Below are 14067 nucleotides of genomic sequence, written 5' to 3'. Positions count from 1 at the left end.
CAATCTATGATGAAGTTTCAACGTTTTACATTCGCTATGCCTTTTACACGCGCTATGCCTTTTACACGCGCTATGCTTTTTACACGCGATTTGCCTTACACGCCAACATTCGCAACGGCTTCGCGGTACGTGTTCGCTGCAATCGCCATCATTTTGCTATCGGGGTGTTTTGGGCAAGAAACGGTAAAAGATAGCCTTGATAATTATCAGGGCAGGCTTTCTCGAGTATTAGACACTCCATTACCGGAGACGGTTGTGAAACCGTTGCCAAAACTGACAGACGGCTCGCAATTAAAGTACAACATTGAAGGGTTGAGCATAAACTTACGAGAGTTTTATGCCATATTAGACTGCGAGTTAGGACGAGTTGTTGCCGAACGCAATACGTCCCTCGGCAAAAGCCAGTTGCCATCTCAGCGCTTAGTGTATGAAAGTAAGCTGCTGTCTGTATTTTCAGCCTGTGAAAACTCACTGAGAGAAACTGACACAAAGCTAGCCGATACGCTGGCCGCTTGGAAAGAAGCAAAAGAGGCTGACTACACGCAAAGCTGGGCTAACCTTATTCAAACCAGCAAAGAGTTGCGCCTAGGTTTAAATAGCCCTGAGCGCCTCCTTGCCACTGAGAACAACAAGGATGCGTTAGCCAGTATTAATAGCTTATATTTTCTGGATGAGCTATTAGCCCCCGCGGCGTTAAGCAAAAGTATTGATAGCAGCGAGTTAGAAGCACAGCTAAAGATAATTCTTTCTTCGCGACTGCCGGCGAGTTTATGGCAAACGCAGCAAACCCTTGCCACTACTTTACCAAAGCTCACAGAGTCTCTTGCCCCTCAACTCAATGCCATCGCTTGCCCAGAGGGTCGCGCAAGTGATACCGCTAAAATTCTTCGTAATGTGTTTTATTTGTTTTTTATTGAAGAAATTCAGCCCGTGGGCAGTTTGGTAAACAACTACCACTACAAACTAATGCCGTTGTGGGAAAAGTGGCAAGACAACCCGGCGCTTCACAGTTCATTTAAGCGTTATATTAACCAACAAGCTAGCATAGGATTTGCTACCTACAGCAATGCCATGCAGGAACATGTTTCTATGTGGCAGCAGTTTTTAGGTCGCTGTAATTTATCACCGGTGGCGTAAATGTACCGTCACATTCTGTAATAAATTGCATAAGCAATTGGAATCGTGGAATACTCTTATCAAATCACTAGTTCTGAAAATAGCGTTAGCGCTGATGAGCTGTTACAAAAAAGACCATGACTAAAAAAAGAGCGGATAAAAGCCCAAACGACGTTTTAGAGCAAATAGCACAGCATTATTCAACGCTGTCTCCTGCGGGCAAGGCAATAGCGCACTACCTTCAAAAAAATCCAATTGCAGTGCTATCGCAGTCAACATCCCTGATTGCGGAAAATGTAGGTACATCTAAGGCCACGGTAAGCCGGTTCTTTCGCCAGGTTGGCTTTGAATCCCACCAGCAAGCAAGAGCCTCACTCACCACACTGCGGGAACAGGGCGTGCCTATTGCCTCAGACAATAATGAAAAACACCATTTTGATAGTGAAGTACAAAACCTAGCGGCAAGTTTTGATGGTATAGCTGTTGAAGAGCTAAACTCTATTGCTACATTGCTGGCCAATGCTGGGCAAGTAACACTGATTGGGTTTAGAAACGCCTACCCTATTGCCCTTCACTTTCGCCAACAGTTAAAGCAAATACGAGCGTCGGTTCGAGTGCTTCCTCAGCCCGGACAGACACTCAGTGAAGATATTATCGACCTTACTGATAAAGATGTGGTGGTTTTGTTTGGCTTTCGCCGTCGCACTCGCCAATTTAAGTTTGTGCTCGAAAACATCAAGCACTGTAAAACCGTGTTAATTACCGATCCCACCGGTCAGGGCTATAAACGCCTTGTCGACCACCTTTTGGTATCGCATATCGGCAGTGATGCCCCCTTTGACAGCTACGCTGCACCAATGAGCCTAGTTGCTACGCTGTGTAACTTAACGTATACCAAACTTGGCTTAACGGCCTCTAAGCGGGTTGATGCCATTACTGAAATTTACAAGCAAATGGATGAATTAGAAGACTCCGAGCGCTAGGACAAGCTCTCTATTGTTTACGCTAAAAGCTTTTTAGCTCTCCCTTTTTTATCACTCGCTTTTTCTCTATCGCATTTCATTCAGCGCTGAAGGAACAATTGTTTCTCTTGACATTATTTTGAAACGATTGTTTCATAGGGTATTGAAAAATTATAATGACTATAACGAAACACGCAGTGAACTCTCCTTTTGTATTAACGCCACTTATTAATGAAGAAATATCCCAGTTTGCCCTAAAGGGTTCCTCTGAGGGTCCCCTTGAACATTTAGGGCTGGCGGTGAAAGACTTATTTCATATGGCTAACCTGCCAACAGGTGCAGGCAATCCTGACTATTTGAAGTCGCATGTAAATGCTCATAAAAATAATGCAATTGAGACGAACAGCACAGTTAAGGCACTGCTAAACGCTGGTGCAGTGTTCAAAGGTAAAACAATTACCGATGAGCTTGCCTATAGCCTACACGGGCAAAACAAGCACTTTCCTGTGCTTACCAACCCTGCGGCTCCCGAGCATATTCCCGGCGGATCATCATCTGGCTCTACCGTCGCGGTTAGCAGCAGACTAGCAGACATCGGTTTAGGCACCGACACCGGCGGCTCTATTCGAGTTCCTGCCAGTTATCAAGGGCTGTGGGGCATGAGAACAACCCATGGCATTATTGAATGCGATAATATGGTGGCCTTAGCGCCCTCTTTTGATACCGTGGGCTGGATGACGAGAGACTTAGGCACCTTCGAATTGGTAAGCGAAGTGTGTATTCCAGCACACACCCAACGCGATATTACAGGCGAGCCTCGCTTTGGTATTGCCCACAATTTATTTGACAGTGCCCTTCACAAAGAGCAATGCAGTGCATGGATAGAAGAAAACCTTCGTCCACACGTTAACACCAAGGATATCTTTTCTGACAAGTTCGACCTAGCTGCTATGAATACCGCTGCCACATTTAGAGTATTGCAAGGCAATGAAATTTGGCAGCAGCACGGACAGTGGATAGAAGAAGAAAAGCCAGATATTGCAGAAGATATTATGTCTCGCTTGTTGTGGTGTAAAACCATAACGGCCGAGCAAGTGGCCTTTGCAAAACTGCAGCAACACAACCTTGTTACACACCTTGAAGTACTGTTTCAAGATATCGATGTATTGGTAATACCCACTACGCCAGGCATTGCACCTCGATGTGATGCCGACAGTACCACATTGGCAAATGATAGAAATTCACTACTCGCGTTAACCTCTCTTGCAGGGCTAGCCGGGTTACCACAGCTTCATTTGCCGTTATTTACGCTAAACAATGCACCCTGCGGATTATCGTTTGTAGGCAAAAAAGGCAACGACCTTGCGCTCCTAGCGTTAGCTAGGAGATTAGAGAGCCATTAGCGAAACAATTAGAAAAGCGTTAGCACAAGCATTACTCCATAAAAACTCACTTTGCTAACACAACAGCTACAACACATAGCAACAAGTGCATGCACAATAAAAAACTCACTATGTGAATGTCGAAGCACGCGATGCCTGAAATCAAAGGAAAGAATGATGACAAAAAAATCTAATATTGCATTTACCGCCCCGCACTTTGCGGCATCCCAGGTAGGTTTGAATATTTTGGAAAAAGGCGGCACGGCCATTGAAGCTATGGTTGCTGCAGCAGCGTCCATTGCTGTGGAATACCCCCATATGAACGGCCTTGGCGGTGACGGCTTTTGGCTTATCAGCGAGCCGGGTAAAGCGCCGGTGGGTATTGATGCGTCAGGTGTTGCAGCAAAAGGTGCCACCCCCTCCTTTTACAAAGACTATGATGCTATTCCAAGTCGCGGCGGTATGTCTGCGCTCACAATGGCAGGCGCAGTAGCTGGCTGGAGCGAAGCACTAAAGATAAGTAAAGAGTGGCGCGATGGCAAAGAAGGCAAAGAAGGCCTTCCGCTTACTACTTTACTAGATACAGCCATAAGCCAAGCTAACTGGGGAATTGAAGTTACCCAAAGCTTAACTGATGCAAGTAACAAAACCTTTGATGACCTCGCCGGTGATGAAAATTTTGATCAGTTTTTAATTAAAGGTAAGCCACTTAAAAAGGGAAAAATCCTTAAGCTAACGGCCTTATCAAAAACCCTCGCTCATTTGGCAGAAAAAGGTCTAGACGACTTTTATCACGGTGAGTTGGCGCAGAAGTTAGCCGCTGATTTAGAAGCAGCAGGCTCTCCTATTCGCTTAGAAGACTTTGAGAACTATAAGGCGCAGCGGGTAACTCCACTTCACGTTACTACGTCAAAAGGTAAACTCTATAATTTACCGGCTCCAACCCAAGGTGTGGCATCGCTTATTATTTTAGCGCTTTACGATAAAGTACAGCACTTGGGCAGCAGCGATGCTGACATGGTGCACCTACTTATCGAATGTACCAAGCAAGCGTTTATTGCACGCAACAACAATGTGACCGACCCATCTCGAACGCCAGTTGATTTACAACAGCTACTTACAGACGAGTCATTAAATGAAATGGCACAACATATTTCGTTAGATACAGCACAACCTTGGCCTCATGTGGCTAAGCTTGGAGATACAATCTGGATGGGTTGCTGTGATAGTGAAGGCCGCATGGTGAGCTACATACAGTCGCTTTATTGGGAGTTTGGTTCAGGCATTGTGAGCCCGCAAACCGGCATTGTGTGGAATAACCGCGGAACGTCATTTTCGCTCGACTCCTCTAGCAATCAATATTTAGCGCCAGGGCTGAAGCCATTTCATACCTTAAACCCTGCGTTTGCAGAGCTTAGCGACGGTCGCCGTATGAGTTACGGCACTATGGGCGGTGAAGGTCAGCCACAAACTCAAGCCGCGCTTTTTGCCCGCCATGTGTATCACAATCAGCCCATCGACAAAGCGATCTGGCTGGGTCGATGGTTATTAGGCCGCACCTGGGGTGATGAAAGCCATAATTTAAAAGCCGAGCGTGACCTTGTTGAATACGTAGGTGAAAGTTTAGTGGCTCGCGGCCACGACTTAGTAACCGTAGACCCTTGCAATGAATTAATGGGCCATGCTGGCGCTATTATTCGCCAAGAAACAGGTGATGTTACTGGGGCAAGCGATCCGCGCAGCGACGGCAAAGTCTATCTGGGCAATTTGTAGCAGTTAGTGTTAGCGGTTATTTTTAGCAGTTATTTATAACCGCTACTTAATTCCGTTTTTCAAGGCCGTTAATAATAGCGGCTTGTTGTGCGGGCTTTTAATAAAGACTCCTTTATTTGGCCTTTTACCCAGTTATTTACCTGGCCTTTTACCTGGTCATCTACAAGACCCGTTATAGCGCAGCGACAAACGCACATCGGCTTTAGCGCATAAAATTTAGATTAATAAGAGATAACACAAACATGCAGTTTTTAATGGATAACATAACGGTAATTTTATCGTTAATTGGCACCGGCGTTTTTGCCGGATTGCTAGCAGGGTTGCTCGGCGTTGGGGGCGGCATCGTTATTGTGCCTGTACTCTTTTTCTTGTTTCAGGCACTTGGTGTATCCTCAGAAAGCGCCATGGTTATTGCTACCGCTACCTCGTTAGCCACCATAGTGCCCACCTCGCTGAGCTCAATTAAAGCCCACCATGGCAAGGGCAATGTAGACTTTGCCCTACTTAAATCATGGGCGCTGTTTATACTTGTTGGTGTTCTTGTGGGAAGCTATGCCGTTACCGCAGTTAACCCCACGTTATTAACGCTAATGTTTGGCGTTATCGCCACGTTATCGGCCATAAACATGCTAATTGGCCGAAAAGAAGCCTTGTTCAACAGCCTACCAAATAAGGGCGGGCAATCGGTCATGGCCACCTGCATCGGCTTATTTAGCTCTATGGTGGGCATTGGCGGTGGAACACTTACCGTACCAACCCTTACCTTTTGTAATTACCCCGCGCACAAGGCCGTGGGCACTGCCGCCGCTGTGGGGCTGATCATTTCATTGCCAGCGGCTATTACGCTGCTGTTTGTGGGCACAACACCACCTGATGCACCATTTGCAACCTACGGTTACGTTAACCTGCTTGGATTTGCCTGTATTGTGCCACTTACCGTTCTTTTAGCGCCTATTGGTGCAAACATTGCCAGCAAGCTAGATGCTGGACTGCTCAAAAAAATATTTGCCGTCGTTCTTATCATTACAGGCCTGCGCATGCTTGCGCAGGTACTCATTTAGGAGTTTTCTTTTATGCAAGGTTTTACACCGCTTTCTCCTCCACCTCGCCTTCTTATGGGTCCAGGGCCCATTAACTGTTACCCGCGGGTGCTATCGGCAATGGCAACACAGCTGGTGGGCCAATACGACCCTGTAATGACAGGCTACATGAACGAAACCATGGCCTTGTATCGCGATGTGTTTAATACCAAAAATCAGCAGACGTTTTTGGTAGACGGCACCTCACGTGCAGGTATTGAAGCCGTGCTTGTGTCGGCTATTGAGCCCGGTGATAAAGTACTTATTCCTATCTTTGGCCGCTTTGGCCATCTACTGGCTGAGATTGCTGAACGTGCCGATGCCGAAGTACATACTATTGAAGTGCCATGGGGAGAAGTCTTTACCCCTGAACAAATAGAAACGGCAATTAAAGCGGTTAAACCCAAATTGCTTGCCACTGTGCAAGGTGATACTTCCACCACCATGCTGCAGCCTCTGGCTGATATTGGCGCAATTTGTGAAGCCCACGACGTGCTTTTTTACTGTGACGCCACTGCCTCAATTGGCGGAAACCCGCTAGAGGTAGACGCTTGGAAACTGGATGCAGTATCAGTGGGACTACAAAAGTGTTTAGGCGGCCCATCTGGCAGTGCGCCTATTACCCTTAGCGATAAGTTTGTCAAAACCGTTCGCACTCGTCATCACGTTGAAGCGGGCATTCGCGATGCCCACCACCAGGCGGCAACAGGCCCTAAAATTCGCTCTAACTACTTCGACTTGCCAATGATCATGGATTATTGGGGTGATGAGCGCCTCAATCATCACACAGAAGCCGCCAGCATGCTGTACTGCGCAAGAGAATGCGCACGAGTGCACTTGGAAGAGGGGCAGCAACAGGTTATTGCACGTCATAAAGTGGCTGGCGACGCCATGCTTGCGGGCATTCAAGCAATGGGGCTTGCGCCTTTTGGCGATTTAAAGCACAAGATGTACAACGTGGTAGGTGTGTATATTCCAGATGATGTTGAAGGTGAAGAGGTTCGAGAAACCCTATTGCTGCGTTTTAACATTGAAATTGGCACCAGCTTTGGGCCATTAAAAGGGAAAATTTGGCGTATTGGTACTATGGGTTACAACGCCCGCGAAGACGCCGTGCTTCATACTTTGCAGTCACTAGAAACCGTACTTCGCATGCAGGGGCATCACTGCCCTGCTGGTGCGGGCGTTGAAGCCGCACTTAGCGTATATACCCAAGCGAAGAATGCAGTTAACAAGGCGGGTAGCGCGAATGAGTGAGTTCGCTGAACTAGCTACACAGGTAATGGCGCGATGTGAAATACTAGGCACACTAAGTCAAAATCCCAACTGCCTAGATAGGCGCTACCTCAGTGAGCAACACAGGCTTGCCAATCAGCTCGCTTCTGGTTGGATGATTGAAGCGGGAATGACAACCTGGCAAGACGCCGTTGGCAATATTTGGGGCCGCTATACGTCAACAGTGCCGAATGCCCCTCGCCTTATTTTAGGCAGCCATTTAGATACCGTACCAAACGGCGGAAAATACGACGGTATGCTGGGTGTGATTGCCGCTATTTCAATGGTTGCCATGTTCGACGGTCTACAGCGCAAATTTCCTTTTCACATTGATATTGTGGGCTTTTGCGATGAGGAAGGCACACGCTTTGGCACAACGCTTTTAGGCAGTCGCGCCCTGACAGGAAATTGGCAAGATAGTTGGCGTCATTTAAAAGATGAAAACGGCATGAGTTTGGCCGAAGCAATGGAGCAATTTGGACTTCATTTTGATGAAGTGTCCAGCGCCAGTATTTCACCTACTGATATATTGGGCTATTTAGAACTTCACATAGAGCAAGGCCCGGTTCTTGAACAAGAAAATCTGCCTGTAGGCGTGGTGAGTGCCATTGCCGGCGCAAAGCGTTTTACTGTTACCATTGAGGGAATGGCCGGTCACGCTGGAACCGTACCTATGTCTATGCGCTACGATGCCCTTGCTGCCAGCGCAGAAATGATATTGGCGGTAGAGCGCACAAGTCATCAGCGACCAGGTGTTGTCGCAACCGTGGGCAAGATAGATAATATGCCAAACGGCGTAAACGTGATATCGGGTAAAACCCGTTTTTCACTGGACGTAAGAAGTGAAGATGACGCATTGCGAGACGCGGCGTTGGCAGAAATAATGCAACAATTTGGCGAGATTGGCGCGAAGCGTAATGTAAAGCTAAGTGTAGAGCAAACTCACGCGGCTCCTGCAGTGCAGTGCGACGAAGACCTAAAGCAAGCCTTAGTGCGTGGGGTAGAATTGAGCGACATAAAGCCAAGAATATTGGCATCCGGCGCGGGGCATGACGCTATGGCAATGGCTGATATATGCCCAGTGGCTATGCTATTTACGCGCTGTAAAGGTGGCATTAGCCATCACCCTGGCGAGTCAATAAAGGAAAGTGACGTAGAAGCAAGTTTATCGGTGTTATTCAAAAGCATCGAGAATCTTCAGCATGTCTAGCGCCCCCACTGGCGCTTGTGCACTTCAGTGCTGTGCTTCATAGATGTTCTTCAGAGCTGTTCTTCAGAGCTGTTCTTAGGAACCGGGCTTCGGACTTCAGAGTTGCAGCGCTCACAAGCTTCTAAAATAGAAATTAATAGTTCAAAAGATAAAAGGGAAAGGGCTAATGAAAATAAGCAGAATTTATAACGATGATGAAGGGAAAAGCCACTTTGGTGAAGCCCATATCGACCTTAAAGACGGTGGCCCCATTGGGCTACTTTCTGAAAAGTTTGGGGTTGATAAAATAATATTTAGAGAAACGCCTGCCGACTATGATTTTAAATGGCACCCTGCCCCCGCCCGACAGCTATTGTTTATCATTAAAGGTCGCGCTGAATTCACCGTTTCAAATGGCGAGAGTAAAGTGTTAGGTGCAGGTGATGTCTTGCTTCTTGAGGATACCGAAGGACAAGGGCATTGCTCAAAAGCGTTATTCAATGAAGTACGGCATTCTATCTTTGTCACCCTAGACGATGACACTACGTTTTGAGATGTTCGACCTAATACAGACACTTTTACAATGACCTTAGGGTCATTTTTTTTGCACTATTACCACTCAGTTGCACAGCTAAAGTGCACATTTCCCTCTCTGTTTTCACTTCACTTCTCACATCTTATTTTTATATTTATTTTTCAGTCACTTAAATAAAACTGAATTCGAGAATAACAATGACCAATTGGTCAGCTAATTGCTTTATTTACTTTTTATTCTGCTTACTTTTTGTTGCTCGCTTTTTGTTGCTCGCTCTTGAGCACGAAGCACGAGTACGAAGCGCGAGTACAAAGCACGATTCATTTGGAAATATAATGCACAATAGCGATCTACTTTTTAATCTTCACGACAAGCCTAGTGCACTCACGTCACTTATCGCTGCCTTTCAACATATGTTAGCCAGCTTTGTAGGCGTAATTACACCTACGCTTATTATCGCTTCAACATTAGAGTTAGCAGAATACACTCCTTATCTCATTAGCATGGCTTTGTTTGTAAGTGGTATTGGTACCGCAGTTCAAACCAAACGAATTGGCCCTATTGGCAGCGGTCTCGTGGCTATTCAGGGAACTAGTTTTACATTTATCAGCGCCCTGTTACTTGCTGGCAACCAAGTGAAAAATAATGGCGGCTCGCCTGAGAATATTCTTGCCCTTTTGTTCGGACTTACCATGGCCGGTGCTGTGGTTGAAATTGTATTTAGCCTATTCATTGCCCAGCTAAAGCGCATTATCACGCCACTCACCACGGGTATTGTCATAACGGCAATTGGGTTGTCATTAATCAACGTGGGTATGACAGACTTGGCAGGTGGTTTTAATGCAGAAGGGTTTGCTGATGTGTCAAATTTGGGAACTGGTGTTGCCGTCTTACTTGTTATTGTTTTTTTAAACGCCTCGTCTAATCATTGGCTTAGATTGTCAGCTATTTTTATCGGTATGTTTTTGGGCACTATCTATGTTGCCTTCACCGGCGGCATAAACCTTCAACATTTATCGGTTCTGCCGGTTATCGCCATTCCACAACCCTTCGCATTTGGTATCGACTTCGACATTTCACTGTTTTTGCCTATCGCACTCATTTATCTCTTTAGTGCTATCGAAACCGCGGGCGATCTCACTGCCAATAGTCTTTTTTGTAAGCAACCGACTAGCGGGCCGCTTTACCTTTCTCGAATTAAGGGTGGGATACTCGGTGACGGCATAAACTCACTGCTAGCAGGCACATTTAACACATTCCCAAATACTACATTTGGTCAAAATAATGGGGTTATTCAACTAACCGGGATCGCCAGCAGAAAGGTAGGGTTTTATGTGGCTGGTCTGTTTGTTGCTGTAGGTTTTTTTCCTGTTGTTGGCGGCATACTTCAAGCCATTCCAAAGCCTGTATTAGGAGGAGCAACACTGGTTATGTTTGCCATGGTTGCGGTTGGCGGGCTTAAGCTATTAGCCAGTCACGCGTTAGATAGACGAAGTAGTTTGGTAACCGCTTGCTCACTTGGTATGGCTATTGGCGTAATGATGGTTCCCGAAGCGCTATCCCAATTGCCCGTGTGGCTTAAAAACGTACTGTCCTCTCCTGTCACCTCCGCGGGATTAACCGCAATAGCCTTAGATTTAACCCTGCCCAAAATGACTGATACAGATTCATCTGTATTAGGGCGTGATGACCTTTCAAAGAGCGATGAAAATCAGCCAGTTGCACATGAAAATCGGGCAGCACTTATTGGTGCAAATAGCGGGCAAAACTCCCATTAATGGTGCGCTCGATATCATGTAGAAAAAGCGTTACATAAATATAACATTATATTTATCGAGGATCGAAAATAAGCCCATATTTATCAACACGTTAAATATTTCAAAAATACAGACTAAGTGGACAGGAAGTTGGCACTTTTTCTGCTCTTTAGTTTTTATGCATTATGTTGTGCAGCAAGCAAGAACAGCGTTAAAAAAGCTCCACAAAAGAGCTAAATAAAATAAAAAGAGGAAGCCATGAAACACACTACGTTCGCTCTATCCCCCCTATCTCGGGCTCTCATTGTAGGTATTGGTGCTATGGCATCAATATCTACAAGTGCGATTGCGCAAGAGGAAACGCCTAAAGAAGCTGATGTTGAAAAAATTGAAGTAACAGGCTCGCTGGGCAGCTTACCAGGGCAAGACGTTGAATCTGTTTTTGGGTTCGGAAAGTCTATCTTGGAGACCCCTCGCTCTGCTTCAACCATTTCACAAGAGCAAATGGAACGATTTAACGTCACGGATATAGACGAACTGGTTGCCTTTGCACCGGGTACATTTACACAATCTTTCTTTGGTGTGGCAGGCTCTTTGGATGTTCGAGGAACGCCAGGTGAAAACTATTTTAGAGGGGTTAAGCGTCTTGATAACCCAGGCAACTACCCTACCCCTATTGGTGCATCTAGCCGAATAGATATTGTACGTGGCCCCGCGTCTCCTATTTACGGCCCATCTAAGATTGGGGGTTACCTTAACTTTAACCCTAAATCTGCTCGCGCATCGTCCGGTCAATACTTAGATTCTCCTACAGGTAGACTTTCTTACACCGCAGGTTCGTGGGATAAGAGTATTCTTACCGCTGAAGTGGGCGGCCCTGCTGAGGTGGGTGGTAAAGAAATGGGTTACTATCTTTACGGCGAAGTAGAAAACTCAGATAGCTACTACGACAATACGCAAACCGACCAAACCATTTTACAAGCCTCGTTCAATATCGATATTACCGATAACCTGCGCTTTGAGTTCGGTGGAATGTATCATGACTTTGACGGTAACCAGGTGGCTGGTTGGAACCGTTTAACTCAAGACCTCGTTGACGACGGAACCTACATTACCGGTACAGCACTGCCATTAGATACCGATGGTGACGGACAAATAAGCCATGAAGAATATGGTGCTGTTAACATTGCGGGCAATAGCTTTTTCTATGTGCCCGGCGCAGCATTTACCGACGATGAAGCAACCGACTTAATGAAGCTTCAAAATGTGGGCACAACAACATTAAGCGGTAACCAAGTGCTTGTTGCACCTGATGATCAGCTCGGTAACGAAGCTATTACCCTTTATTTTGATACCATTTTTTACGCTGATGAGTGGGAAATTCGCAACCAGCTTTTCTACGATTATTACGATAACATCAATGAAAACGCCTATGGATTTTCTCAGTTTCATGAAAGCTGGGTAGTAGAAGATAAGCTCATTTTCGCTACCGAATACGAAAAAGACAGTTTACTCGCGCAGTTCCAATTCTCGCCATCTATACGCTACACCGACTTTGAACACGGTGATGACTTTACGTTTGAGTACTTTAACCGCCGCGACCTCACTATGGCGTCATCGCCATTAGACCGCCGCTTATTGTCAACTCGCTCTGGTAAAAATTACGATAACTACGATGTAGGTAACTACCTAGATTTAGGCATCGCTGCCATGACCGATTTAACATGGGATTGGGGGCTTAACCTCGTTTTAGGTTTACGTTACGACACCATAGACATTGAAAGTACTTCTCGCAGCGATTTACTACTTTTTGCTACGGGTGATGAGACGCCGGTTTACGCAGAAGAAACTGTAGACGGTTGGTCTTGGAATGCCAGTATTTCCTACGAGTTCGATTTTGGCCTTATTCCTTACTTCACCGCTGCCGAACAGGCAACGCTTGTTGCCGGTCAAGGTGCAGAGATTGGTGTAGGCCAGTTAAACCAACCCGGTTCTAGCGGTGCTTTTGATACTTCAGAACTTATTGAGTACGGTGTTAAAGGCTCGCTATTAGACGACACCCTTTACTTTGCCCTATCTGCCTTTGAGCAAGAGCGTACCGATTTCAACACGCAAAATGTTGTCACCAACAACACGACTAATAACGAAGGCATTGAGTTTGAGCTTCGCTGGGTGGTTAACGAAAACCTTGTGGTTTCAGCAGGCTACACTAACATTGAAGTAATTAACCTTACTGCATTAAGTAACGGCAATCAGTTTGGTTTCTTGGGCGCTGAAGATTTGGTCAACCTTACGGATCCGTCTCTCGTGTTTGGCGGAAATGTTATTGGGCTTAATCTTATTGGTGAAGGATTTGCCAATTCAGACGGTCGTAAGGCGGGTATTCCTGAAAATATTTATACCCTGACGGCCACATACGACTTCCAGAATGGATACGCAGCCAATGTAAGTGTTGTTGATGTAGAAGAGGTTGCCTCTGGCTTTTCTGCTGCCGTTACACTTCCTGCTTACACCTTAGTGAATGCTGGTCTGTCTTATGAAGCTGAAGATTGGACGGTTAATGTGACGGTTAAGAACTTAACCGATGAACGTTATTTCCGTGCTAACTTCCCGGACTTGTTTGGTAGTCAAATTGTATTGCCGGAATTACCACGTCACTGGAACGCTACTTTCGCTTATAAATTTTAATCCTGTTATTCAAGCGACAAGCCAAGGTGATACCAGTTCGCATAGATAATTGCCCACTCAGAAGGCACTGGCAAGTTTCCTAGCAAAGCATGGGAATGCAGGAATGGCTGTTCCCTTTCAAATTCCCAGAATGACGCTGGGGAATTTGCCAGACCTTCCCGAAGGGCGAGTTTAAAATGCCCGTACTCTTTGTTGTGTCACCTTGATGTAGAACAACTGCACCTGCGGTAACACGCCGCGATTCCGAACATTTTAAGTCTCGCTGAGTGGATAATTATCTATGCGGACTGGTATAAACCCAGTTCTCTGGG

10 protein-coding genes are annotated in these 14067 nt (G+C 46.0%); all 10 read left to right on the top strand.

What is annotated here, in order from left to right; translation table 11 throughout:
* Positions 1-6 precede the first annotated feature (6 nt).
* The 10 genes from AC27HD_RS12785 to AC27HD_RS12740 all read left to right on the top strand — a co-directional run bounded on the left by AC27HD_RS12785 (position 7) and on the right by AC27HD_RS12740 (position 13756).
* Entirely contained in the window at positions 7-1137 is a 1131-nt protein-coding gene (locus AC27HD_RS12785; RefSeq protein ID WP_487106313.1) for a DUF3080 family protein, read from the top strand.
* A 116-nt stretch (positions 1138-1253) separates the two neighbouring features.
* Positions 1254-2099, top strand: a complete 846-nt coding sequence (locus AC27HD_RS12780; protein ID WP_487106311.1) for a MurR/RpiR family transcriptional regulator — start codon at positions 1254-1256, stop codon at positions 2097-2099.
* Positions 2100-2254: 155 nt separating this feature from the next.
* Positions 2255-3481, top strand: coding sequence for an amidase (locus AC27HD_RS12775; protein WP_487106309.1), 1227 nt, complete (start codon positions 2255-2257; stop codon positions 3479-3481).
* A gap of 156 nt (positions 3482-3637) precedes the next feature.
* Entirely contained in the window at positions 3638-5233 is a 1596-nt protein-coding gene (locus tag AC27HD_RS12770) for a gamma-glutamyltransferase family protein (protein ID WP_487106307.1), read from the top strand.
* A gap of 242 nt (positions 5234-5475) precedes the next feature.
* A complete protein-coding gene (locus tag AC27HD_RS12765; RefSeq protein ID WP_487106305.1) occupies positions 5476-6294 on the top strand; it encodes a sulfite exporter TauE/SafE family protein in 819 nt (272 codons plus the stop codon).
* Positions 6295-6306: 12 nt separating this feature from the next.
* Positions 6307-7569 carry a pyridoxal-phosphate-dependent aminotransferase family protein gene (locus tag AC27HD_RS12760; RefSeq protein WP_487106303.1) on the top strand — a complete coding sequence of 421 codons (1263 nt, stop codon included), beginning with the start codon at positions 6307-6309 and terminating at the stop codon, positions 7567-7569.
* Entirely contained in the window at positions 7562-8797 is a 1236-nt protein-coding gene (locus AC27HD_RS12755; protein ID WP_487106301.1) for an allantoate amidohydrolase, read from the top strand. The genes AC27HD_RS12760 and AC27HD_RS12755 overlap by 8 nt, the downstream gene beginning before the upstream one ends.
* Before the next feature lie 166 nt (positions 8798-8963).
* Complete coding sequence (locus AC27HD_RS12750) at positions 8964-9329, top strand: cupin domain-containing protein (protein ID WP_269520344.1); 366 nt, start codon at positions 8964-8966, stop codon at positions 9327-9329.
* Positions 9330-9646: 317 nt separating this feature from the next.
* The gene (locus AC27HD_RS12745) at positions 9647-11089 is read left to right on the top strand and encodes a uracil-xanthine permease family protein (RefSeq protein WP_487106299.1); all 1443 of its coding nucleotides are present in this window, start codon (positions 9647-9649) and stop codon (positions 11087-11089) included.
* A 237-nt stretch (positions 11090-11326) separates the two neighbouring features.
* Positions 11327-13756, top strand: coding sequence for a TonB-dependent siderophore receptor (locus tag AC27HD_RS12740; RefSeq protein WP_032095085.1), 2430 nt, complete (start codon positions 11327-11329; stop codon positions 13754-13756).
* Positions 13757-14067 lie beyond the last annotated feature (311 nt).

Source organism: Alteromonas sp. 4NS20-0143 (genome assembly GCF_057542855.1).
Note: the sequence above shows the minus strand (reverse complement) of the source record. Positions and strands in the feature narration are given on the sequence as shown.